The 25697-nt window shown below is 30.5% G+C and carries 24 protein-coding genes; 5 read left to right on the top strand and 19 right to left on the bottom strand.

Annotated features, from left to right (window positions below):
* Window positions 1–55: 55 nt before the first annotated feature.
* From Q6H37_RS13640 to Q6H37_RS13615, 6 genes are all read right to left on the bottom strand, one after another.
* Complete coding sequence (locus tag Q6H37_RS13640) at window positions 56–1360, bottom strand: MFS transporter (RefSeq protein WP_318742464.1); 1305 nt, start codon at window positions 1358–1360, stop codon at window positions 56–58.
* Window positions 1361–1554: 194 nt separating this feature from the next.
* Complete coding sequence (locus Q6H37_RS13635) at window positions 1555–1716, bottom strand: hypothetical protein (RefSeq protein ID WP_318742462.1); 162 nt, start codon at window positions 1714–1716, stop codon at window positions 1555–1557.
* Window positions 1717–1824: 108 nt separating this feature from the next.
* Entirely contained in the window at window positions 1825–3024 is a 1200-nt protein-coding gene (locus tag Q6H37_RS13630; RefSeq protein WP_318742460.1) for an MFS transporter, read from the bottom strand.
* A 195-nt stretch (window positions 3025–3219) separates the two neighbouring features.
* The gene (locus Q6H37_RS13625) at window positions 3220–4089 is read right to left on the bottom strand and encodes a shikimate dehydrogenase (RefSeq protein WP_318742458.1); all 870 of its coding nucleotides are present in this window, start codon (window positions 4087–4089) and stop codon (window positions 3220–3222) included.
* A gap of 37 nt (window positions 4090–4126) precedes the next feature.
* On the bottom strand, window positions 4127–6049 hold the full coding sequence (locus Q6H37_RS13620; RefSeq protein WP_318742456.1) for an FAD-dependent oxidoreductase: 1923 nt from the start codon (window positions 6047–6049) through the stop codon (window positions 4127–4129).
* 60 nt (window positions 6050–6109) lie between these two features.
* On the bottom strand, window positions 6110–6964 hold the full coding sequence (locus tag Q6H37_RS13615) for a sugar phosphate isomerase/epimerase (RefSeq protein ID WP_318742454.1): 855 nt from the start codon (window positions 6962–6964) through the stop codon (window positions 6110–6112).
* Window positions 6965–7242: 278 nt separating this feature from the next.
* On the opposite strand from Q6H37_RS13615, the gene Q6H37_RS13610 reads away from it, so the two are divergent.
* Window positions 7243–8127 carry a LysR family transcriptional regulator gene (locus Q6H37_RS13610; RefSeq protein ID WP_318742453.1) on the top strand — a complete coding sequence of 295 codons (885 nt, stop codon included), beginning with the start codon at window positions 7243–7245 and terminating at the stop codon, window positions 8125–8127.
* A 246-nt stretch (window positions 8128–8373) separates the two neighbouring features.
* Here the strand turns inward: Q6H37_RS13610 and Q6H37_RS13605 are convergent, their stop codons facing one another.
* Both Q6H37_RS13605 and aroD read right to left on the bottom strand, forming a co-directional pair.
* On the bottom strand, window positions 8374–9246 hold the full coding sequence (locus Q6H37_RS13605; protein ID WP_318742451.1) for a shikimate dehydrogenase: 873 nt from the start codon (window positions 9244–9246) through the stop codon (window positions 8374–8376).
* A 58-nt stretch (window positions 9247–9304) separates the two neighbouring features.
* On the bottom strand, window positions 9305–10072 hold the full coding sequence (gene aroD, locus Q6H37_RS13600; protein ID WP_318742449.1) for a type I 3-dehydroquinate dehydratase: 768 nt from the start codon (window positions 10070–10072) through the stop codon (window positions 9305–9307).
* A gap of 303 nt (window positions 10073–10375) precedes the next feature.
* Here aroD and Q6H37_RS13595 point away from each other — a divergent pair, with 303 nt between their 5' ends.
* Entirely contained in the window at window positions 10376–11272 is an 897-nt protein-coding gene (locus Q6H37_RS13595; protein ID WP_318742447.1) for a LysR family transcriptional regulator, read from the top strand.
* 63 nt (window positions 11273–11335) lie between these two features.
* Here Q6H37_RS13595 and Q6H37_RS13590 read toward each other — a convergent pair whose 3' ends face one another.
* The gene (locus Q6H37_RS13590; protein ID WP_318742445.1) at window positions 11336–13342 is read right to left on the bottom strand and encodes an FAD-dependent oxidoreductase; all 2007 of its coding nucleotides are present in this window, start codon (window positions 13340–13342) and stop codon (window positions 11336–11338) included.
* A gap of 348 nt (window positions 13343–13690) precedes the next feature.
* Here Q6H37_RS13590 and Q6H37_RS13585 point away from each other — a divergent pair, with 348 nt between their 5' ends.
* Window positions 13691–14602 carry a LysR family transcriptional regulator gene (locus Q6H37_RS13585; protein WP_318742443.1) on the top strand — a complete coding sequence of 304 codons (912 nt, stop codon included), beginning with the start codon at window positions 13691–13693 and terminating at the stop codon, window positions 14600–14602.
* Window positions 14603–14895: 293 nt separating this feature from the next.
* Here the strand turns inward: Q6H37_RS13585 and Q6H37_RS13580 are convergent, their stop codons facing one another.
* From Q6H37_RS13580 to aroF, 8 genes are read right to left on the bottom strand one after another with little or no spacing between them, the layout of a single operon-like run.
* Window positions 14896–15390 (bottom strand): shikimate kinase, encoded by a 495-nt coding sequence (locus Q6H37_RS13580; RefSeq protein ID WP_318742441.1) that lies wholly within the window; start codon window positions 15388–15390, stop codon window positions 14896–14898.
* A 40-nt stretch (window positions 15391–15430) separates the two neighbouring features.
* On the bottom strand, window positions 15431–16246 hold the full coding sequence (aroE, locus tag Q6H37_RS13575; protein WP_318742439.1) for a shikimate dehydrogenase: 816 nt from the start codon (window positions 16244–16246) through the stop codon (window positions 15431–15433).
* Window positions 16247–16252: 6 nt separating this feature from the next.
* Window positions 16253–17377 carry a chorismate mutase gene (locus Q6H37_RS13570; RefSeq protein ID WP_318742437.1) on the bottom strand — a complete coding sequence of 375 codons (1125 nt, stop codon included), beginning with the start codon at window positions 17375–17377 and terminating at the stop codon, window positions 16253–16255.
* A gap of 14 nt (window positions 17378–17391) precedes the next feature.
* Window positions 17392–18465: a chorismate synthase gene (gene aroC / locus Q6H37_RS13565; protein ID WP_318742436.1), complete on the bottom strand. Its 1074-nt coding sequence runs from the start codon at window positions 18463–18465 to the stop codon at window positions 17392–17394.
* Window positions 18443–19723, bottom strand: a complete 1281-nt coding sequence (aroA, locus tag Q6H37_RS13560; RefSeq protein WP_318742435.1) for a 3-phosphoshikimate 1-carboxyvinyltransferase — start codon at window positions 19721–19723, stop codon at window positions 18443–18445. Before aroA ends, aroC begins: the two co-directional genes overlap by 23 nt.
* Window positions 19724–19743: 20 nt before the next feature.
* Entirely contained in the window at window positions 19744–20805 is a 1062-nt protein-coding gene (gene aroB, locus Q6H37_RS13555; protein ID WP_318742434.1) for a 3-dehydroquinate synthase, read from the bottom strand.
* Between the two features lie 3 nt (window positions 20806–20808).
* Window positions 20809–21666: a prephenate dehydrogenase gene (locus Q6H37_RS13550; RefSeq protein ID WP_318742433.1), complete on the bottom strand. Its 858-nt coding sequence runs from the start codon at window positions 21664–21666 to the stop codon at window positions 20809–20811.
* An 18-nt stretch (window positions 21667–21684) separates the two neighbouring features.
* Window positions 21685–22698, bottom strand: a complete 1014-nt coding sequence (gene aroF / locus Q6H37_RS13545; protein WP_318742432.1) for a 3-deoxy-7-phosphoheptulonate synthase — start codon at window positions 22696–22698, stop codon at window positions 21685–21687.
* 777 nt (window positions 22699–23475) lie between these two features.
* On the opposite strand from aroF, the gene Q6H37_RS13540 reads away from it, so the two are divergent.
* Window positions 23476–23682, top strand: coding sequence for a hypothetical protein (locus Q6H37_RS13540; protein ID WP_007060912.1), 207 nt, complete (start codon window positions 23476–23478; stop codon window positions 23680–23682).
* 129 nt (window positions 23683–23811) lie between these two features.
* The gene (locus tag Q6H37_RS13535) at window positions 23812–24333 is read left to right on the top strand and encodes a hypothetical protein (RefSeq protein WP_318742431.1); all 522 of its coding nucleotides are present in this window, start codon (window positions 23812–23814) and stop codon (window positions 24331–24333) included.
* Window positions 24334–24593: 260 nt separating this feature from the next.
* Here Q6H37_RS13535 and Q6H37_RS13530 read toward each other — a convergent pair whose 3' ends face one another.
* Window positions 24594–25037 carry a hydrogenase maturation protease gene (locus Q6H37_RS13530; RefSeq protein ID WP_318742430.1) on the bottom strand — a complete coding sequence of 148 codons (444 nt, stop codon included), beginning with the start codon at window positions 25035–25037 and terminating at the stop codon, window positions 24594–24596.
* 1 nt (window position 25038) lies between these two features.
* Entirely contained in the window at window positions 25039–25695 is a 657-nt protein-coding gene (gene hypB, locus Q6H37_RS13525) for a hydrogenase nickel incorporation protein HypB (protein ID WP_318742429.1), read from the bottom strand.
* Between the last annotated feature and the right edge of the window lie 2 nt (window positions 25696–25697).

Here is a 25697-nt window from a genome sequence, read left to right as displayed (position 1 = left end):
AACTATTAAAATACTTATGTACATTATTTTTTGTCATTCACTATGATAATTTACATTAATCAGAAATTATAATACGTTCAGGTTTTCCAATTATAAATATATAAGATACAGCACCTATAATACCCATTATTGATATGAAAACCAATGCTGAAGAATATGAACCAGTTCTAGCAATTAGATACCCAACTATAAGAGGCGATAATGCTCCTCCCATATTAGTTATGAAATTATAAGTAGCTCCGCATAAACCTACTAAATTCTTTGGCATTATTTCGGAAAGAAGTGCCCAGGAAACAGTTGATGCCATACCTTGTCCAAAGAAACCAATACACATAAAAGTTATAACAAGGCTAATATTATTTGTATAATTACCACCTATAATCATAGCAGATAATAACAAACCAATAATAACAGGCATCTTACGAGATATACTCATGCTAAGTCCTTTTGAAAGCATCCAATCAGACCATCTTCCAGCTACAAATACGCCAGCAATAGCTGCAAAGTATGGTATTGCACCATATATACCAAATTTCAATATAGCCATATGTTTTTCATTTACAAGATAAGATGGAAACCATGTCATAAAAAAGAATAATATTGAGGCAATTGAAAATCCACCTATATACATGCCCCACAATTGTCTATTACTAAAAAGATACTTTAATTCTCCCAAGCTAATTTTTCTCTTCTCTTTTATAGTATCAGAAAGTCCACCACCATTTTTAATGAGATCAAGTTCTGCTTTATTAACACCTTTTGCAGAAGCAGGATCATGATAAAAAGCAATCCAACCTATAAAGCATAATACTCCAAGTACACCAGTAGTAATGAAAATCGATCTCCAGCCAAATGTTACCAAAAGCCATGTGAGAATTGGAGTACAAAGCGCAAGTCCTACATATTCAGAGCCAGTATAAGCTCCAATTGCCAAGCCACGTTCGTGAGACGGAAACCAAGTAGTAACAATACGGTTATTTGCTGGAAAAGCTGGTGCTTCAAAAAAGCCAAGACCAATACGGCAAGCTATCAAACTACTTACTCCAGAAGCAAAGGACATAATTCCTGTAACTAAAGACCAGCCTAAAAGAGCAATTCCATATACTAATCTAGGTCCAAACGTGTCAAGAAACCACCCACATGGAATTTGCATACAAGTATATGCCCAGCTCATAGCTGAAAATATCAATCCCATTACTGCAGGATTTAACGCAAATTCTTTTGATATTGATGTTGATGCTACTGATAAATTCGCCCTATCAAGATAATTTACAAATGTTATTACACAGACTAATAATAATATAAACCATCTCTTGCCAGTTGCTTTGCTTTTTTCTTTCTCCTCAATTACTTCCATCATTTTTCCCCTCCTGTATAAATTATTTTTCATAATTTATATTTTCAATAATTTAAAAGTTAACATACAGCATGTAAGAATAACTATTATATCCATCATTCACCATTTATTTTGCATATAAGTAATATTCTTATCATAAATACATATTGGAGTTAATTATAAAGTTCTATATTTAATATATTCTTTTCGCTTATAAGCTAATCTAAAAAATAAGTCATAAAAAATGCTGTTGAAACAGCTATGTATCCAATAATAAAAATCATCTTTTTAGTTGATTTTTTAAAATTACTAACTTTATGTTGTTGCATTACTATTAACATATTCTTAGTAAGCTTGATTGAGTTAATTTTAACTTTCACAATTTAAAATCCATAATTTTCAAACAATTATTTTTCAAGAAATAGATGTAACTTAATTGCAGATATTATAATATCTGCAATTAAGTTTACTTAGTATGTTCTATTCTATTATGCTACTGCATGTTTTGCATATTGTCTGTTTACATATAAAGCTAGTACTACACCAATAATAGTAATTACTATATTAAATAAAACTACATATTTTGGTCCATTTGTACCACCAGATTTTGTTATAGCACCAGCAGCATTTAAAATAACATAGTTTGCTGCACTAGATGCAAGCATAACTATAGAAGTAATTTTACCTTTATTTGCTGGAAACATTGAGTTTGCTGTAGATACAGCTAACTGAAGTACTCCACCTGCTGCTGCAAATCCAATTACAAATCCGCCTATTAAACAAATAGTTGGGGTTTGTACAAAGTATATAATCAAAAGCATTATTGTGGAAAGTAAAGGATAAAGAACAAGTACTTTAACTGGTTTAAGGAATTCCTTTACTAGGGCTGCTGTTACGAGTACTGCAACCATTGATCCCATTGCATAATATGATTGAATTTGAGCTGGCTTAGCAAGACCATATAACTTTCCTAATTCCTGGTTACAGTTTAACCATAATTGGAATGTAGATGTACATGTAAAACCAATAAGAATAACTGCAATACTAGTTGGTGTAAATTTCATCTTTTCTTCCTTAGGCTTATCACTTTTAGCACTAGTGTTCATTGGAGGGAAAGGCATAAATGCAATTAAAATACCATCTATAGCAAGTAAAATGCCTGTTACAATAAAAATAGTTTTATAAGTCATATGATTTGCTGCAACAATACCTATCATAAATGGAAGTAAAAACTGAGATATAGATATAGAGAACTTAGTAAACATGTTAGCAACATCACCAGAATTTACAAAAATCTCTAAACATGATGGAGTAACACAGGTATCCAAAAATGCATTAGCTGCACCACCAATTAATGCAAATATATAAGCAACATACATATTTGGTGCTGCTATAAGACCGAAGAAGTAACACACATAAAGTACTATACCAATTAATCCTGAAACTCTTCTTCCGAACTTATCTGAAATAGGTCCTGAAAAAGGATATCCAATAAGACGTCCTAGTCCAAGTGCAGCAATAACAGCAAGTACTATACTTACATCAACACTACCATTAGCTAAAACATGTCCTCCCCAAGCAGTAGCAAAATCCTTTTTATATTGTCCTAAAATTGATACTCCAATACCATGTACAAAATAGGTGAAATACAATGCTAAGGCAGTTGGATAATATTTTTTATTATTCATTTCTTTTCTCCTCTCATTCTTCATCTAAAAGTTTTATTAATTAAGAGCATATTTTTATATATTAAAATTTCGTCCACAATTTGTTGCTAATTTGTTAATTTTTATATACTTTTTTTGTTAATTTATTAACTTTTGTGTTTTAACAATTGGGTTGGATTTTTAAATCCAACCCAATTGGATATTAAATGTTAGCCATTACTTAAAGTATAATTCCTTAACTTCTTTTGCTGGCATTTCTAATCCAGTATATAATTTGAAAGCTTCTGCTCCTTGCCATAATAACATTCCTGTACCATCTACTGTCTTACATCCAGCAGCTTCAGCATCTTTTAAAAATTTAGTTTGTTTTGGATTATATACTGTATCTGATACAACTAAATCTTTTCTAAAAACTGTACTATCTTTTATTGGAGATTCATCTTCATGAGGATGCATTCCTACTCTTGTTGCATTTACTAAAATATTAGAAGATGCAATTTTTTCTCTAAGTTTTTGTCTATCTTCTAAGTCATATAACTCTACAACGCACTGTGGTACTTCTTGCTTTAATTTTTCGATAGTTTCTTCAGCTCTTTTATAGAAATCATCCTTTATATTGAATATGGAAATTTCCTTAGCTCCATCTAAAGCACATTGTACTTGAATAGCTGTTGCAGCACCACCTGCACCAATAATAGTTATATTTTTACCTTTTACATCTACTCCATTTTCTTTTAAGCTGCGTACAAATCCAACACCATCTGTAATATTTCCAGTTAATTTTCCATTGCTATTAACAATAGTATTTACTGCTCCTACTATACGGGCAGCTGGGGATAACTCATCCATAAATTTAACTACTTCACTTTTACATGGCATTGTAACATTTGATCCTCTAATATTCAAAGTCTTCATAGCTGCAATAGCATCAGGAACTTTTTCTAGAGAAATGTCAAAAGCTAAATATGCAGAATCTATTCCTAACTTTTGAAAGCTGTAATTATACATAGCAGGGGATCCTGAATGTCCTACTGGTGTACCTATTAAACTATATAAAGCTGTTGTTCCTGAAATTGTTTTTTCCATAATGTAAGCCCCCTAAAATTGTTATAGTGCTATAGCATTATATTTGTAATGCTGCATCTAGTGCTTCTTTTGTTGCATCTAATGCTCTACGTGCTCTTGTTGCATCTCCAACAACATAAGTTTCTTTTACAACTTTTTTAACTTCTTCACTTAATGGATCGTAGTTACGTGATCCCATAGCAAGAACTACTGAATCAAAGCCACAAGCACTTTGTTCTACACCATCTGCAAGTGTATAAGCTACACCGCCTTCAAAGAATTTTGCAACTTTTGCTCCTGTAATAGTTTTAATTTTATATTCATCAAAATCTTTCATTAAGTATTTACGATGTTCTGATATTACATCAGCTCCTACTTCATCACGAAGCTCTATAACAGTAACATCATGTCCAAGTTCTCCTAAGAAAGCAGCTGTTTCACATCCAACCATACCGCCTCCTACAACAAGAACTTTTTTGCCACAAGCTTCTTTTCCATCAAGAAGATCAACTGCATGTATTAGTCCTGAATCGTTGATTCCTGGTATAGGAAGTACAAGTGGTGTTGCTCCTGTAGCTAGAACTACTGCATCAGGTTTTTCTTCTGATATTATTTCAGAAGTTACCTTTGTATTCATATGGATTTTTACACCATATTTGTTACATTTGTTGATGTAACTACGTACCATATTTGTAATATCGCCTTTTCCTGGAGGATAAGCTGCCAAACGCATTTGTCCACCAAGTGTATCAGTTGCTTCAAACAATGTTACATCGTGGCCTCTCTTAGCACATACCCATGCTGCAAGCATACCGCCAACTCCGCCTCCAACAACTACTACTTTTTTACTAGTATCTGCTACTTTTAATTCATCTTCTCTTCCAAGTAATGGATTAACAAGACAAGTAATTGGATTTCCCTGATACATGTTACAAACACATCCCTGTAAACAAGCAATACATGGAGTTAATTCATCCAAGCAGCCAGCTGCAGCCTTGTTAGGTGTTTCTGGATCAGCTAAGCTTTGACGTCCAAAAGCTACTAAATCGCATCTTCCTTCACGAACTAATATTTCTGCATAATGAGGTTCTGTAAAACGTCCTACAACAATAACAGGAATATTTACTGCTCTTTTTATTTCTGTAACTAATTCAGCATTGAAGCCACCATGTATAACTGTAGGCGCCCACATATACTCATCTTTAAGATGTACAGCACGTGAAACATGAAGTCCATCAATACCACATTCTTCTAAATAGGCCGCAATTACTGCACTATCGTGAACATCTAATCCGCCTGCAACTTCATCACTAGAATTGATACGGCATATAATAGCTATAGAATGTCCAACTTTTTTATGAATATTTTCAATAACTAGACGAGGAAGTCTCATTCTATTTTCAAAGCATCCTCCAAATTCATCTACACGTTTGTTTGTTCTTGGAGAAAGAAAACTACTAATTAAATATCCATGTGCACAGTGTACTTCTACTGCATCAGCTCCAGCTTTCTTTGCACGTACTGCTGCATCACCATATGCTTCAATTAATTCATAAATCTCTTCAGTAGTCATAGCTTCAGGTATATTACGTCCTAATGCTGATGGTATTGCTGAAGCAGATTTCAATGGATATCCAGCAACCTTTGCATTACCTTCAGGTCCTGCATGTTGAAGTTGAATAGATATTTTTGCACCATTTTCATGACAAGCATCAATTACACGTTTAAAGCTTTCCACAGTGCTGTCATCAAATAAGCAAGGTTTTCTAGGACCTCCCTTAGCTTCTTTATGCACAACTGTAGCTTCAAAAGTTATTAATCCAAAACCACCTTGAGCTCGTTTGTTATAGTAGGCCAATGATTTGTCACTCATGGTTCCATCTGTATTTGCAAAATTGTTTCCCATAGGTGAAACTACAAAACGATTTGGAACTGTCATAGGGCCAATTTTTATTGGTGTAAACATGGATTTAAACATCATAAAAAATCTCATCCTTTCGTTTTTTAAAATCCATTAAAACTTATAATATATTATGTTTTACTATTTTGTCTTTGGGGAAACTTCTGGCCAAGCTTTATCCAATACTTTTATAGTATTGTCATATGTGTGCTTAGCTGCTTCAGCAACACCTTTTGCCAAAATAGCATCACTTATTACTTCAACACCGATACATGCAGGTTTGATACCTTTTTCTTTGATCATTTTAACAAAACCTTCTGTTACATTGATTCCAGTACCTGGTGCAAGTCTGTCATGCATTGACTCATCTCTTAATATAGATTTTGCATAAGGTCTTTCATAAACATCATTGATCTGTATAGATACAATTTTATCAGCTGGAATACCTTCTAATAATTTAATATCATTTTCCTGATTTGCTCTTGCCCAATGCCATGTATCTAATATAAGCTTAGCATTGTCGCAGCCAGAAGCTTTAACTACTGCCCAGCCCTTTTTAACATCTGGAATACCACTGTATGGCATAGGTTCTACACCAATAACATATTTACCAGCTCTTTGACATAATTCTTTTAATTTTTGTGCAGTATGTTCTACACTGTAAGTTTCCATTAATCCAATATTTATATGATTAACACCGAATAATTCACACATATGGAAGCACATTTGTTCTTTATATTTTTGTTCATAAGAACGGTTATCTTCAGCCCAAAGTGTAATATATTCAACTTCAGTAACCTTCATATCATATTTTTTAAGAATGTCAAGTATATCAGCATCAAATAAACCTTCATTTAATGCATCTACATAAGTTTCAGCACGAAGACCTATTCCTTCATAACCTGCTTCCTTTGCTGCTTTAACTCTTTCTTCAAATTTGCATTGATCTCCTAATGTCCATGAACTAACTGTAATTGGTGGGCATTGATTTTTCATAGTATAATCCCCTTTCAAGTGAAAAATTGTTATTAATTTAGCTTAGTTTTCAATTTATGTATAAAACATTTAACTTAATCAATCTAGTTTCTACCGGTAGATTTTCTATTAAAATAGCCTAAATTTCAATTAAGTAATCGATTTAAGTGAAATTTATAAATTCATTATATTATATAAGTTTTTATAAAACAAATTGATAATTTCCTAACAATTCATAGATTTTATGTATAGTTTATGTTATAATTGTGCCAATCATATTTTGAAAGCGAGGTATGAAATTGAATTTATATCATTTACGATATTTTGTAACTTTAGCACATTTAGAACATTATACAAAGGCTGCTGAAAAATTAATGATTACTCAGCCAAGTTTAAGCCATGCAATATCCTTATTAGAAAATGAATTAGGTATTTCTTTGTTTGAAAAAGACGGCAGAAACATTGTTCTTACCAAATATGGAAAAATATTTTTAAATAATGTAGAAAAATCCTTAGAAATTCTTGATTCAAGCATTAAAACTTTAAAACTCATTGGCAGTGGTGAAGGTAAAATTCATGTAGCCTTTCTTCGCACATTAGGAACAGATTTTGTGCCAGATATTACTCGAAAATTTCTAGAAGCCTACAGACAAAAATCAATAGAATTTAATTTTCACACTATAGCAACTTCTGTTGATATCATTCAAGGTCTTAAGGAGAGAAAATATGATATTGCTTTCTGCTCCAAAATTGGTAAAGAACAAGGTATTGAATTTATACCAGTTGCTAGTCAAGAGCTAGTATTAATTGTTCCTACTAACCATCCACTTGCAGATAAAAACTCAATAGATCTAATTGATACGATTCCGTATCCTCAAATCTTTTTTACAAGCAAAAGTGGACTTAGACCTATAGTTGATGATTTGTTTGCACAAATTGGTAAGCAGCCTAAAATTGCTTATGAAGTTGAAGAAGATCAAGTAATTGCTGGACTTGTTGCTAAAAATTTTGGCATTGCAGTTTGTCCTAACATGCCTATTTTGAATTCTATGAATTTGAAAGTAATTGAAATTTCAAGTCCAAGTTTTGAAAGGTTATTTTATTTAGCAATGTTGAAAGATGGTTACCTTGCACCAGTTGTTCATGAATTCAAAAATTTTGTTATAGAACATACTCAAATATAAAGTTTAGTTGTATTTTAATGTGAACTGTATACATATAATCAAGTGATTCTTAGACTCAGGTGGAGTTTGCCTGTGAGGAATACCTCTCTACATCTGAGTCTTAGAAGAACTTATCCAGGCGCGTAGCAGTGCTTATCCCCAACTTGAAGAAATATGGGGGTATTAGCAATGGTAGCGATCGGATAAACATTAACACACTTGAATTTGTGTATATGTTATGTTTATTATATGTATATAAAATCTTAATTAATATTTAATGTTTAATACCTTTTTCATGTGGTCTATAGGCATTTCTTTTCCAGTCCATAGTTTGAAAGCTGCTGCTCCTTGGAATAACATCATTCCAAAACCATTCATTGTTTTACAGCCTACTTCTTTTGCCATTTTTAACAATGCAGTTTCTGCAGGTGCATAAACTGTATCTGTTACAATTAAATCTGGTCTTAAGAAGCTTGGATCTGGAATATAAGTTTGACCTTCTAAAGGTTTCATTCCAACACCAGTTGCATTAGCAAATAAATAGCTATCTGCAATTTCTTCTTTTAGTTTTGCAAGATCATCTAAATCATATAAAGTTGCTTTACAGTTAGTTTTTTCATTAATATCTTTTACTGTTTTCTTTCCTCTTTCGAAGAATTCATCTTTACGGTTAAATATTGATATTTCCTTTACTCCATCTAAAGCTGCTTGTATTTCTATTGCTGTAGCTGCTCCACCTGCTCCTGCTATTGTTATTTTCTTACCAATAACATCAATTCCAGCATCTTTTAATGATTGCATATAACCAATACCATCTGTGATGTGTCCAGTTAAAACACCATTGTCATTTACAATTGTATTAACTGCACCGCAAAGTTCTGCTGCTTCTGATAACTTGTCAAGATACTTATGTACCACTGTTTTATTTGGCATTGATACATTTGATCCACGAACTTTCATTGCTCTGAAGCCTTTTATAGTATCCTCTAATTCTTCATTACCTACTTCAAATGCAAGGTAAGCATAATCCAAACCTAATTTTGCAAATGCTTCATTGTGCATTGCTGGTGAACTTGAATGTCTAATTGGATATGCTATTAATCCTATAAGTTCTGTGTGTCCTGTAATTCTTTCTGCCATAATAATCGTCTCCTTTATATTTAAATTATATTTTTATATAGTTTTTTTGTTATAATAACTATTTGTTAACACTAATAAGTGAAAGTATTTTGCACAATTCATTTGCTTCCAATTGTCCTGGAGCTGATGCAACTTTTGCTGATCCAAAAGTAAGCGCTGATCCAAAAGCTTCACCTGCTAAACGACTTATAACTCCTAGAGGTCCCATGGACATAGTTATAATTGGTGTTCTATCATGATCACGTGTCATTTCATTTGTAGCTGTCAACAATTCAATTACATCTGTGCTGCTTAAAGGCATTACTGCTATCTTAGGTACATCTGCTCCCAATTCTTGCATTTTGCACAATCTTGCTATTATTTCATTTTTGCTAGGTGTTTTATCAAAATCATGATTAGACATAATTACTTTAACATCATGTTCATGTGCTGCTTTTACAATTTCTTTTACAGTTTCTTCATCACCAATAAATAATTCCACATCAATCATATCTGCATTTCCTGTTGCTGCTATTGCCTTTTGTAGTTCTACATAATATTCTAATGTGATTTCCTTTGCTCCACCTTCTTTAGCAGTTCTAAAAGTAACTAATAAAGGTGTATCTCCTAAAACTTTTCTAACCTCAGCTAAAATTTCTTTTACTTTTTCAATTTTATATACATCTTCATAAAAATCGATTCTCCATTCTGCAACATCCAGCTTAATTTCTTTTAAATAAGCTACATCTTTCATAATTTCTTCATTGTTGCGTCCCATAAATGGAACTGCTATTTTAGGAATTCCCTGACCTAATTTCATATTTCTTACTTGAACTATACTTTTCATTTTTTCCTTCCTTTCTTAACTTTTCAAATTATTAATTAAGATTAAGTAATCGTTATCTTAAAGAATCAAAAAATTTATTACTTATAAATTTTAACAGATAATATTGTACAAAACACTACATAATAAAAGTTTTTCTACTATAATTGTATATTATATAACAGTTTAGTTATTTTTTTAACATATCTTGACTTTATTATACTGCAATGTATTTGATAATTCTAATACATATTTCTATGATTATTAATAGTTTTTATCTATCAATCATGGTATACTATATATTATTCTGTTTAGGAGGACTAATTTATGAACTTAAGTCAATTGTATTATTTTAGAAAAATTGCTCAATTAGAACACTTTAGACAAGCAGCTTTAGAGTTAAATGTATCTCAACCTAGTTTAAGTAAATCAATGCTAAATTTAGAATCAGAACTTGGTATTTGCTTATTTGATAAAGAAGGAAGAAATATTCATCTAACTAAATACGGCAAAATATTTTTACAATATGTAGAAAACATATTAAACGAATTAGAAAATGCCAAAAATAAGATGAATCAATTAGCAAGTAGTGAACATGGCCATGTTGATATAGCATATATTTCCCCATTAGCACAATATTATATTCCTAATACAGTACGTAGTTTTTTAAATATAGAACAAAATAAAAATGTTACTTTCACATTTAAACAAGGTTTTTCTTATGAAATGCTCGCGGAACTAAAAAATGATAAATACGATTTAATTTTTTGTTCTCATATAGAAAATGAACCTGATATTATGTTTGTTCCCATTATTAAAAAGGATTTATTTGTAATTGTTCCTTTTGATCATCCACTTTCAAAATTTGACAGCATTGATTTGAAGGACATTGAACCCTATCCTTTAGTAGCATATGATAAAACCTCTGCTATGGGAAGAACTACTTTAAAATTATTGAAAAGTGTTAATTTAAATCCAAAAATTATTTGTGAAGCTGCTGATGAATATGCTATTTCTTCACTAGTTGCTGCAAACTTTGGAGTAGCTATTATATCTGAAGCACCTGCTCTTGCACATGCTAAAGTTAAAAAAATAAACATCAGCAGCCCAAGATATTCTCAAATAATATATCTTGCATACAAAAAGAATAAGTACTTTCCTCCTGCTGTTATCAATTTTATTTCATACATAAAGGAAAAAAGTTCTGTAAGTGAATCATTATAAAAATAGCCGATTAAGATGAACTTAATCCACCTTAATCGGCACTATTTTCACTTAATTTAATTGTTACTTAAATGCACCCATAACCTCTAAAGTTTTAACTACATTTCTGCCTTCTTCAACACCAGATATTATTCTTCTTGCTCTTACACTATCACCAATGTTAAGAAGTTTTACATCCTTTTCTGAAGCATATTCTTCAACCATAGGGAATTCAGCATTTTCTGATCTCATTCCTAGGCATACAAAACCATAATCGAAGTTTATATCTACAACAGCTCCTTCTGGATTTTTCACTGTAAACGAACTATCATTAACAGCCTGAAGTGCAGTATTTGCAAGCTGTTTAACATTATTTACTTTCATCATATGATACACATCAAGTTTTGTATTAGTGTCTAAATCTTTTCCTATTACTGGCATCATTTCTATGACAGCAACATCTGCTCCTCTTTCAGCAAAGAACTCTACAACATCAAGTCCTACTGCTCCTCCACCTACTACTACAACCTTCTTGTCTTTGCAGTCTTTATCAAAATCTTTGATATTATTAATGAATCCAAATGTTGATTTAACCTTTGATCCAGCTTTATCTACACGATCCAATAATCCTGCTATTGGAGGAAGTAATGGTTTTGATCCTGTTGCATTTATTATAATATTGGGATTTAATTCATCTAATACTTCTTTTGAAGCTTTTGTGTTAAGTCTTACTTTAAGGTTAGGAAGTTCTTTTACTCTATTTTCTAAATATTCTACAAAATAGTGAATTCTTGCTTTTGCTGGAATCGTTCCGATCATCCAAGCTAATCCGCCTAATCTGTCCTTTTGTTCTAATAATGTTACATTACAGCCTACTTCTGCAGCAGTACATGCAGCTTCCAGTCCTGCTGTACCTCCACCAATAACTACAACATTAACAGGTTTCTTTACTTGTTTTTCTTTATAAGCATCTTCAAATAAAAGATCTGGATTTATACTGCAACGGATTGGTTGTGATTTTGCTAAACGGTGATCAGCACATCCTATATTACAAGATATACATCTTCTAAGAAGGTGTTCCTGTCCATTAGCAACCTTGTTAGCCCAATATGGCTCTGCAATTAAACCACGACCCATAGCAAGAAGATCTGCATCTCCTTTAGCAATGATTTCGTCAGCAACCTTTGGAGAACGAATGTTTCCTGAAGTTATTACTGGTTTATTGAATTTTTCTTTGAAAGCCTTAGCCATATAGCTTCTCCAGCCTTCTGCTAAACTCATTTTATCATGTTGAAGATATAAAGTATCATTTTGTGCTATAGAAATATTTAAGAAATCTACTTTTTCCTGCATGAATCCCATCAATTCTAGAGAATCTTCAAGAGTGTTACCTCCCTCAATCATATCATCGGCACTGATTCTTATAGAAATTGGAAATCTAGGACCTACTGCAGCTCTTACGCTGTCTATAACCATTACAGCAAATCTTGCTCTATTTTCAGCACTTCCACCAAATTCATCAGTTCTATCATTAAATAAAGGTGATAAGAACTGATTAAGTAAATAAGAGTGACCTGCATGAATTTCAACTGAATCAAATCCTGCTAATTGAGCTCTTGCAGCAGATTCTCCATATTTTTTTGCAATATCTTTCATTTCCTCTACAGTTAAAGGTCTTGGAATTGCTCCACCTGTTTTTGAAGGAATATTAGAAGCAGAAACTGCTTGTACACCACCCAATCTTGCAGCATAAGCAGATGCTCCAGCATGGTTAAGTTGAATTGATACTTTAGCTCCATAAGCATGAAGTCTTTCCACTAATGTATAAAGTCCAGGTACATATTGATTATCATCAATTCTACACTGTTTTGTTCCATTAGTTCCCATTGGAAAATCAACACAAGCATTTTCAACTATGATAAGTCCTGTGCCACCTTTTGCTCTTAATTCATAATATTTAATCATCTCTTCAGATACTTCTGCACTAACAGTAGCAAAATTACTACCTATTGGTGGCATAACAGTTCTATTTCTAAGTGTCATTCCATTTATAGTAAGTGGTGACAAAAGATTTGGATATTTGCTTTTCATTTTTCTTCCTCCATTTTTATATCTATTTTATCTTTATAGTAGAATTTAGAAACAATATGAAAAATTTTTCTTTTAACATATTGTATTTATATCGTGTTTGTATCAATAATTGGATTTTCACTACATTAAATACTTTTTTTAACAATACAACTAAACTTAAATGAATGTGTTTGCTAATTAACATTCATCTTGTGATTCATTATAGCAAAACCGTTATCATAAATCTAATTCATATTTTCCTTCAAAGCTATAGAATTTATTTATATATTCTATTATAATTAATACTATAAACGATAAAAAATTCTAAAAAAAGTAGTAAAATAACAATATAGAAAGAGGTGAGTTAAAATGAATTTAAAACAGCTTCAATACTTTCGTGTTTTAGCACAAACTGAGCATTACACAAAAGCAGCTGAAAAATTATACATAACACAACCTAGTTTAAGTTATAGCATTTCAGAATTAGAGAGGGAATTTGGTACTCAATTATTTGAAAAGGAAGGTAGAAATGTAAAACTGACAAAGTATGGACGTTTTTTTCTTTCTTATGTAGAAAAAGCCCTTGATGAATTGGATTTAGGTAAAAATCTATTGTTAAAAATGGTAAGCCCTACGGAAGGAAAAGTTGACCTAGCCTTTATTTACACTTTAGGTTCCAAATTTGTACCTAATATAGTTCAAAGCTTTTTAAATGAAACTAGTTATAAAAATGTAGAATTTTCTTTTGCTCAAGGAAACACTCAATATTTAATTAATAACCTTAAGCAAGGAAAATTTGACCTGGTTTTTTGCTCTTTTGTCGAAAATGAACCCAATATTGATTTTATTCCTATAGCACAAGAAGAATTAGTTATCATTGTACCTAAAGATCATCCTCTTTCTAATTATAAAAGTGTAAGCTTAAATGAAACTGCACCTTATCCTTTTGTTTTCTTCAGTAATGAAAGTGGTTTGCGCCCACTCATAGATAAAATGTTTAAAGATTCAAATATCGTACCTAAAATTGCATGTGAAGCTGAAGAAGATAGTGCTATAGCTGGCTTTGTAGCTATTAACTATGGAATCGCAATTATCCCAAATATACCATCTTTAAAAAATTTTGATGTAAAAATACTTAAAATTAAGCAGCCAAATTACAAAAGATTTATTTATGCAGCTACTGTTAAAGATCGCTATAATACTCTTGCTACAGATTCTTTTCGCTCATTTGCAATTAAATATGGTAAAAAAAATTATTTAGATGTAAATAAGTGCATATAAGATCTTTTAATTTTTATATGCACTTTACAATCTATAGAATTGTTCTATTGATTATACATAAAAAAACTATTAGATATTTTAAAAGATGAAATATATAATTAAATTGTTAAATAAAATTAATAATAATTATTAACGATCATAGATATTAGTAAGTTCATCTTATTTCATTAAAATTTTAATGCTTTTGACAAAATAGACATATGAAATAAATAGCAAGTTAAGAATATACTTAAATGTCTACTAGTTATTTTCTTCATATGCCTAAATCTTGTGAAATTATAATTTTGTATTTTTTATTTGGCTAATTCTAGTATTTTTTCAATTACATCTTCAATTTTACCATTATTTTCAATTTGAAAATCCGAATACTTTTTGTAGAGTTCATATCTTTCATCTAAAAGTTCATATAATTTTCCTACTCCATCTTTCAAAAGAGGTCTACTTAATACATTTATATCCTTCGCAATATTTTCTACAGGTCTATCTATAAAAATCACAATTCCATTTTTCTTAAGATTTTCTATATTTGAAAGATTTTTGATTACTCCACCACCAGTGGATATTATAGCTGATTTTTTTCTACTTACTTCACAAACAGCTTCTTTTTCTAGTTTCCTAAAGTACTCTTCTCCATTTTTGAATATATCCGGTATAGTTTTTCCTTCTCTATCTTCTATATAATCATCCATATCAATAAAATCCGTTCTCAATTTTTCATATAAAATTTTTCCTATAGTTGTTTTTCCGCTGCCTGGCATGCCTATCAATACTATATTTTTACTCATCATATTTATAACACCTTTCATTCTTCATATTTTATTTAAAAATTTAGCAATTATATTTTTTTGTAACTTCATAAATATGCTTTTTAATTTCCTGGCTAATTTTCATTTCTTGCCAAATTTCTTGAGATGCTATAGCTTGGGCTACTAACATATAAAGCCCATTTACAGTTTTTACTCCAATTTCTCTAGCTTCTCTTAAGAAAATAGTTTCTATAGGGTTATATATTAAATCCACTGCTGAACTAAATTTACTTAATATACTTTTATCAACTGAACAACTTTCTACTTTAGGATACATTCCACAAGGAGTGCAATTTATAATTATATCCTTACAGTTAAGCTTATCCATATCTTCATAAGATATAACTTTAAAATCTTTAAGCTTATCCTTAGTATTTTTAGGAATTCTACTCACAAAAATGATATCATTTATCCCATTATCCAATAAATAGTGAAATACTGCCTTTGAAGCTCCACCAGTACCTAGTATAACAGCTTCTTTATTATGAACCTCTATTTTTTCTTTTTTAAGTGACTCACCAAAACCATAATAATCCGTATTATATCCTACAAGTTTATTTTCTTTAAAATCTATAGTGTTAATGGCTCCTATTTTTGATGCTTCCTCGGATACATCATCTAAGTATTGCATAATGTTCACTTTGTGAGGTATAGTTACATTTATTCCCTTAGCTCCAAGGGCTTTTAATCCAATTACAGCTTCTTTTAAATCCTCATTGTTTACTTCAAATAAATTATAAAAACCATTTAAATTTAAACTTTCTAATATTAAACTGTGTATTTTAGGAGAAATGCTGTGTCCCAAAGTTTTTCCAATTAGTCCATATAAATTGCCCATCTATATTTAACTCACCTCACCTTTGTAGTTTCCCAAAAACTTATAATATAAACTTTCTTCTTCTATACTCCTTAAAGCGCTTTTTGTATTTTCATTTAATATATTTCCTTGAAAATCTATATAGAAAAAGTATTGCCATGATTTACCCACAATTGGTCTTGACTCTATTTTCATCATATTTAAATTGTTATCTGAAAAATGCTTTAAAATTTTATACAAGGCTCCTACCTTATGAGATATTGATAAAATAACACTTATCTTATCACAACTAACATCACATTTTTCTTTTCTTCCTATAATTATAAACCTGGTATAATTGTTACTATTGTAATTTATATTTTTCTTCAAAATTTTTAGTCCATAAAATTCTGCTGCCTTTTTGCTTGCCACACAAGCTTTATTTTTCAAATTTTCCTTGCTTACATACTCTGCGCTTTTAGCAGTATTAAAATATGGAATTAATCTCCAATCACTGTGATCATCAAAAAATTCTTTACACTGTAAAAAACCTTGTGTATGTGAGTAAACTTCATTTATATCACAAATTTCAGCATTCTCAGTTCCCATTAGATTATGATCTACCTTTACACATTTTTCACCAACTATATAAAATCCATATTCCCTCATAAGATCGTAAACTTCAGAAATACCACCTGTTGATGAATTTTCAATAGGTAAAACACCATATTTTATATCACCTTTTTGTACTGCTTCAAAAATATCTTTAAAACTCTTAAAATGCTCTGACTTTACATTGTTACCAAAATACTCATTTACTGCTTGATGACTAAATGAAGCAGGAACCCCTTGAAACCCTACTTTAAATTCACTATCTTCATCCGCCTCACAATTACACGATGCCTTAGAGAGTATTTCCTTTTGGGATTCTCTGCTTATACTCATTAAATCTTCAAGAAACTCTTTTAAATAGTTTTGTAAGGTTTTATCTTCAACCTTCTTCAAATGCTTGTTTATAATTTGATTTTCTCTACTACTATCCAATACTTCCATGTGGTTTTCTATTTTATAATGAGCTACATTAGAAACTACCGACATTCTCTTTTTAAAAAGTTCTACTAATGCTTCATCTATTTCATTAATTTGCTCTCTCAAATAGTTTAAATCTTCCATGTTTATCACTTTCCTTAATCTATAAATTGAATTATTGCTATTGCAACTGCAGCTTCCACCACTGGAAGTGCTCTAGGTATAATACAAGGATCATGTCTTCCTTTTATCTCTATTTTAGTATTTTCTCTCTTTTGTATGTCCACTGTATCTTGAATTCTTGCAATGGATGGTGTTGGTTTTACAGCTGTTTTAAATATTAAAGGCATTCCATTTGTAATTCCACCTAAAATTCCTCCATTATTATTGCTGTAGGTTTTTATTTTTTCATTTTCAATATAAAATCCATCATTGGCTTCTGAACCCTTCATTTTTGATATATTAAAGCCTTCACCAAATTCTACTCCTTTTACTCCTGGAATAGAAAATAACAAATGTGATAAAACACTTTCTACAGAGTCAAAGAAAGGTTCTCCAAGACCTACTGGTAAATTATTTACTGCTGTCTCTATAACTCCACCTAAAGAATCCATTTCTTCTTTAGCTTTTACTATGCTGTTTTTCATATTAATACCTATTTCTTCAGTTAAAACAGGAAATTTACTTTCATTTAAACTTTTTAAGATTTCATTTTCTATTTCAGTCATATTAAAGCTTACATCCTCTATTTTAGCTATACTTTTTATATGACTTCCAATAAATATACCTTTTTTCTCTAATATTTGTTTGCAGATAGCACCTGCAAATACTAAGGGAGCAGTTATCCTTCCTGAAAAATGCCCTCCTCCTCTATAGTCATTAAAACCTTCATATTTAACATGTCCTGTTAAATCTCCATGGGAAGGTCTCATTAAATTCTTGGTTTTTTCATAATCCTTGGAATGTTGATTTTTATTATAAATAATAGCGCACAAAGGTGTTCCTGTAGTTTTTCCATTAAAATATCCACTTAATATTTCAAAATTGTCTTCTTCTTTTCTAGGAGTAGAAAGTTCACTTCCTCCTGGAGCCCTTCTTTTCATTTCTTTATTTATATAATCTAAATCTAATTCAATACCTGGCTGAAGACCATCAACATTTATTCCTATAGCTTTTCCATGGGACTCTCCAAAAATAGAAAGCTTTACTTTACTGCCCCAAACTCCACTCATCTATATTACCTCCTAAAGTTCTGAAATGCTGCCAAAAATCAGGGTACGATTTTTTAACACAAGATGCATCTTTTATTATAACAGGTTCCGTGCACTTTATAGAAGCTACTGCTAGTGCCATAGCTATACGATGATCGTTCCAGCTTTGAACTTCTCCACCTTTAAGACTTTCTTTTCCTCTTATTATAAGTCCATCTTCTTTTTCCTCTATGTCTGCTCCAAGTCTATTAAGTTCTGTACTTATTGCACTTAATCTATCAGATTCTTTGATTCTAAGTCTCGCTGCATTAACTATTTCTGTAGTGCCTTCACTTAATGCTGCCAGTGATGTCAATACAGGTACAAGATCTGGGCACTGAGAAGCATCTATAATTGTTCCCTTTGTTTTAGAAGGTATAGCTTTTACTTTATTTCCTTCTATAGAAATTTTTCCATTCATACTTTCTATTATATTAAGTATAGCTTTATCTCCTTGAAGAGAATTTATATCCAGTCCTTCACATACTATATCACTTCCAAGTAATCCTGCTGCAAGCCAAAAGGCTGCTTGAGAATAATCTCCTTCTACTTCACAATCTGATGATTTATAGCTTTGATTTCCTTTTATAATAAATTCTTTATATTCTCTATTTTCTATTTGTATGCCGTACTTTTTAAGCATATCTATAGTTAAGTCTACATAAGGTTTTGATTCCAATTCTGTAGTAATTATTATTTTTGAATCTCCATCTAAAAGTGGAAGAGCAAACATCAATCCACTGATAAATTGAGAACTTACATCTCCTCTAATTTTATATTCATCTGATTTTAATTTACCTTTTATAGTTAATGGAAGTTTTCCACCTGCATTGTCATATTTAAGTTTTTGTTCATCAAATATATTGTAATAGCATTTTAAAGGTCTTTCTACAAGCTTTCCTTTTCCTTTAAAAGTAAGTTTTTCTCCTGTTGTTGCTCCTATAGGTATTAAAAATCTAAGTGTTGATCCAGATTCGGAACAATCCATGCTAGAATTTACAGGTTTCAACTTTTCTAATCCCCTAACTTGAAGAGAATCTTTTTCTTTCTTAATTCTTACTCCTAAGTTCTTCATTGCTTCACAAGTAGCCTCTACATCTTCTGAAAAGACTACATTAGAAATATTGCTAATTCCATTTGAAAGACCTGCACAAATTACTGCTCTATGACAAGCACTTTTTGAAGTTGGAACTTGCACCTTTCCACTGAGTTTACTTGGATTAATCATTACATATTTCATAAAATTTAGCCCCCTATTTTTTAAATATAATTTTCTATTTCTCTAATGGACACTTTTTTTATAAAACCTTCACCTATTTTATTTAGAAGAATTAAATTAATATTTTCCCCACTACTCTTCTTATCCAACTTTATTGTGTGAAGTATTTTTTCTTTGTCCATTTCTATTCTTTTGTATGGTAATCCATACTTCATAAGCATTTTTTCTATAAAATTATGAGTGCCAATTTTAGTAATGTTAAGTTCTTCACTTCTTCTAGTTATTTCAGCCATGCCTATGGCAACAGCTTCACCATGAGTATATTTGCTGTAATTGAAATATTCTTCTACAGCATGACCTAAAGTATGACCGAAATTTAAAATCATTCTTTCACCTAAATCCTTCTCATCACTCTCCACTACTTTCTTTTTTATACTGCAGCATGTGTATATTATTTTTTCTATATTATCCAAAAGTTCTTCATCATCCTTATAACTCATAAGTGCTCTAAATATACTTTCATCTCTTATGCATCCGTATTTTATTACTTCTGCTAATCCATCATGTAAAAATCTTTTATCCAAAGTTTTAAGTAATTCTGGATCTATGAAAACAGCTTTAGGTTGATAAAAGCTTCCTACTAAATTTTTTCCCCAAGGTAAATCTACAGCAACTTTACCACCCACACTGCTATCTACTTGAGCTAAAAGTGATGTAGGTATTTGTATATATGGTACTCCTCTTAAGTATGTAGAAGCTGCAAAACCACCTAAATCACCAACAACACCACCGCCAAAGGTTAATATTAAATCTCCTCTTGTGAGATTAAAATTAGTAAAATCCTCATACAATTTTTTTAGTGTATCTATGGATTTACTTTTTTCTCCTGGTTCTATTGAAATAATCTTTGTTTTAAAATTTTTATCCTGTATAATTTTATTTAAAGCTTTTACATATAATTTTTCCAAATTTTTATCCGTTATTATAACAACTTTTTTATTTTTATGATTTTCTTTCAAATAAACTGCCATCTTTTCAAAAATATTTTTTTCAATATAAATTTTATAACCATTATCTTTAAGCTTTACTTCAATTATTTTCATAATCTATACCATCTTCTTTCTCCTGGCAGTAGCATTTTTAAATATATGTTTTAGAGTATTTTCATCCTCTGACATTATAGCATTTTTTATTTTTTCTATAGATTCTTGAAATCTTTCTATCTCAGTAATCAAATTATCTGAATTAAGGAAGAATAATTCTGACCACAAGGTAGAATTTATAACTGCAACACGAGTAGCATCTTTAAAGCTTCCTCCAGTAAAAGTTTCTATATTATTTTCTGCAAAATCTGAATCCATAAGTGATACTGCTATAACATGTGGAAGCTGACTTGTAAATGATATTATCTTATCATGTTCTTTAGGTGATATACTTATTACTTTCTTACATCCTATAGCTCTTGCCATTTTTTCTATTAATATTATATTTTCCTTACGATTTCTTTCTGTAGGAGTAATTATATAATTAGCATTATTAAAAATATCATCAGAAGCAACCTTAATACCTTTTGATTCTTTGCCTGCCATTGGGTGTCCTCCAACAAAATCCAGTTCATCAGGCAAGAAGGAATTTATAATATCTATTAATCCTTCCTTTATTCCACAAGTATCAGTTATTACAGCCCCTTTTTTAAAATTACCTATATTGTTTTTCATAAATTTTACAATCTCTTCAGGGTAAGTGGCCATAATAACTAAATCTGCTTTTTCTAATGCTTCTTTTCCATCTGTGAATCCTTGATCTATTATTCCCCTATTTGCAGCTTCTTTCAATGAGTTTTCATCTACATCTATACCACATATACTTAAAGGATTTAATTTTCTTAATGCCATAGCATATGATCCACCTATAAGACCTAATCCAACAATAACTATATTAAAGTCAAAACCACATTCGTCCAATGTAATCACCCCCAATTTTTAGATTGCCTTTTTCTCTATTTTAGCTATTTGTGCTAGTTCCTCCATAAGTTCTTTAAATCTTTCTGGTTTTATAGATTGTTGTCCATCACACTTAGCATTAGCTGGATCATTGTGTACTTCAATGATAAGTCCATCTGCTCCTACTGCTAGAGCTGCTTTTGCTAAAGGTTCTACCATCCACCACATTCCTGCTGAATGACTTGGATCAACTATGATAGGTAAGTGACTTAATCTTTTTATTGCGGGTATAGCGCTTAAATCTAAGGTGTTTCTTGTATATGTTTCAAAAGTTCTTATGCCTCTTTCACATAATATTACATTTTCATTTCCACCCGCCATTATATACTCAGCAGACATGATTAATTCCTCAATAGTTGCGGATAAGCCTCTTTTTAAAAGAATTGGTTTTCTTGTTTTTCCGAGTTGTTTTAATAAATCAAAGTTTTGCATGTTTCTCGCACCCACTTGAATAACATCTACATTTTCAACAAATGTATCTATCATATCAGGAGACATTATTTCTGTTACTATAGGAAGCCCTGTTTGTTTTCTTGCAAGCTTAAGAAGTTCTAATCCTTCTTGCTTAAGTCCTTGAAAGCTGTATGGTGAAGTTCTAGGTTTGAAAGCTCCTCCTCTTAAAAAGCCAGCTCCACTTTCCTTTACAGTTTTTGCAATTTCTAAAATTTGTTCTTCACTTTCTACTGAACAAGGTCCTGCCATAATAGCTATCTTATCTCCACCTATTACTTGATCATTAACTTTTATTTCTGTGTTACTTGGATGAAATAATCTATTTGCTAATTTAAAAGGTTGTTGTACCTTAGTAACTCTTTCTACACATTCATTGGCTTGAATTTTATCAGGATCAAGCTTTGTAGTATCTCCAATAATTCCTAATATGCATTGATTTTCTCCTTGTATTAAGTTCACCCTGCAGCCCTCCATCTCTATTCTCTCTTTTATTCTTGCTATTTCCTCTCTTGTTGCATCGCATCTCATAATTACTACCATAAAATAAACCTCCTTAAAATTTTAAAAATATTATTTTGTATATTGCTTTTTATATATTAAATAATTTATTTGCCGGCTTAAAATTATTTTTATAAATTTTGGATTAAATTGTTATTTTTTCACAAAATATATGGTATTATTGAGTACTTTACCTCATTATGGATAAAAAAAAGTAAGGCTCTAATGAGCCTTACTAATAAATTAAATGTATAGTGCTATACACATAGCATTTCTTTACACCAATTAAATTTCGATCTATTAAACTCATTGAAAACAGGAATATATAATTTTTTGCAGAAAAAGTAACCAGCGCTAAAATAGAGATAGCCCCAGCTAAAGTAAAAATAAAATTTTCCGCTTATTCCCTTTCCAATGATATTTTTCATGATTTTTCCCTCCAAAACAATTTTTATTGGTTTATGTTAAAATTAACTTGATATTAGTTGTAATTATAACATATATTTTTATGATGTCAATAAACAATTTTACTTTTTTTAAATATTATGATTTTTCATAGATATTTAATTCAATATTTTATAGGCTATTCACTAAAACATAACAACTACTATACCAAAGTAAAAACCAGCTTTTATACGCAATGTTAACTATTTTTTTGTACATGCTGCAATTTGCTTTAAATTGAGAAGTTTTAACAACAATTGAACTTTGTACTTTCTTTATTACGTAGTATAATATACCTCATAACACATAGTAAATTACTCCTTTATGTGAATAATTAAAAAATTTATAAATATATGAATTTGGAGGTTTATTTTTATGATAATCTTAACAATACTTTTATCTGCTGTAGTATTTATACTCTTAGGTTCAGTACTTGCTGCAGTAGCCCTACCTATATTCGCATTTATTTTTGCCATAGGTATAGTAATTTCAATTTTTGCATTAATATTTAAAATAATTTTTGCTGGACCTTTATTTATATTAATGATAATTATAGCATTATTTTATTTTTTCAGAAGGTAAAACAATACCATAAGAAATAAGACTTTGCATTTCATTTGCAAAGTCTTATTTTTTTTTTTAAAAGTTGTAACTATTTTTTACTTTTTTAATACTATATATAGTGAAGATAGATTTTACGGAGGTATGTACATGTACTATCAAAATGATAGCGAGAATATTAATACTGATATCGACGTTAATGTTGATGAAAGCCGCGGTCATCGTCGTCGCTGCAGAAATAGGTGCTGCTGTATTCCTTTTTTCCCTTGGATGAATAACTGCTGTTTCCCTTGGATGAATAGTTGTTCTCCTTGGATGGGTGGCGGATTCCCTGGAATACCATTCCAAGGTGCTGCACCATTCCAAGGCGCTGCAATGCCATACCAGGGTGCTACAATGCCATTCCAAGGAAGTCCTTACTATCCAACAATGCCATTCCAGGGTGCTCAGGCAAATGCAAATGCAAATGCAAATTGTTCTTGTGGAATGGGAATGCGCAGCGAAGATGACGATATTGACGTTGATATTGATGTTGATGAGGATAGAGTTTACCCTTATCACCACTATCATCATAAGTATCCACATTACCCTTATTATCCTTATTACCCATATTATCCTTACTACCCTTATCATCATAAAAAATACCATCATAGAGAAGATTTACCTTGGTAAAACAAAGATAAATTTATCAAAATCTCTAAATAGAGCACTTGAAATTTATTCAAGTGCCCTATTATATATTTAAATTTAAAATAAAAATGTTTATTATTTATAATTACTGGATATATTTAGTTTAATTCCACTTAATAAGTTTTGTAAAATTTTTCATATTTATAATTAGTCTAAAACACTTTTCCAGTTAAAATAATTTTATTTATTAATGAATGTTCTTCTTCTTTCTACTGCTTTATAGCCTTTTCTTTAATATAAATCTAATTTTTATCATTTATCATAAACTCCAATATTTTGCTGCATACATCTTTAAATTTCACCTGTAAGTCATTACTCAATCCTATATTCATATCTATTCTTCCTACTTCTATTCCTACAAAATAACCTTTTACTTCTATTCCATATATATCAATTAAATCCATTAACCCTAAAGAATGTACAGCACAATGCTTTCTTATTTTTTTTACTTCTTTAATTTTCTTAAACGTCAAAGTGCCAGGAATCTTACCAGAAAAATAGGAATCCACAATATAAAATTCATCAACATTATTTAACTTGGAAAAGCAGAAATCCACATCTGTTTCTCCAATTATAACTTCTATACCATTATACTCCAAATCATTTTTTATATTTTGAAGCACAAAGATAGCTACACCATCATCCAGCATAAGTTTATTACCTATGCCTATTACTTTTTTTTTCATATTAATATTTTTCATTGGCTTTTTGTAAAATCCAATTGCATAATTCATCTATACCCTTATTCTTAGTACAGGAAGTCTCAAAAATTTTAATTTTAGAATTTACTGTATTGATATCCTTATAAAATTCCTCACTACTAAAATCGGTAAAAGGTATTAAATCTATTTTATTTAAAATCAATGCTTCACTTTTTTCAAACATAAGTGGGTATTTTAAGGGTTTATCATTTCCTTCTGTTACACTGAGTACACATACTTTCATATCTTCTCCTACTTCAAATTCTGCAGGACACACTAAATTTCCTACATTTTCTATAATAATCATATTTAAGTTTCTCAAATCTAAATTAAGCGCTGCATTTCTTATCATATCTGCATCTAAATGACAAGCTCCTGAAGTATTTATTTGTACAACTGGAACTCCTTTAGCTTCTATTCTGTCTGCATCCTTAGTAGTATATATATCACCTTCTATTACTGCTATATTTAAATGCTTTTTAATGTTGCAAATTAACTTTTCAAGTATAGAAGTTTTACCTGAACCCGGAGCACTCATTAAATTTATTACAAATATATCTTCATCATCAAAAATCTTTTTATTTTCTAAAGCAATTTCTTCGTTAGTATGAAGCATGTTTACAATAACTTTAATTTCACTCATAT

Origin of the sequence: Clostridium sp. JS66, from assembly GCF_033561535.1 — a bacterium.
Taxonomy (GTDB): Bacteria; Bacillota; Clostridia; order Clostridiales; family Clostridiaceae; genus Clostridium_AM; species Clostridium_AM carboxidivorans.
The sequence above is the reverse complement of the archived record's forward strand: the minus strand, read 5'-3'. Positions and strand labels throughout refer to the sequence as shown.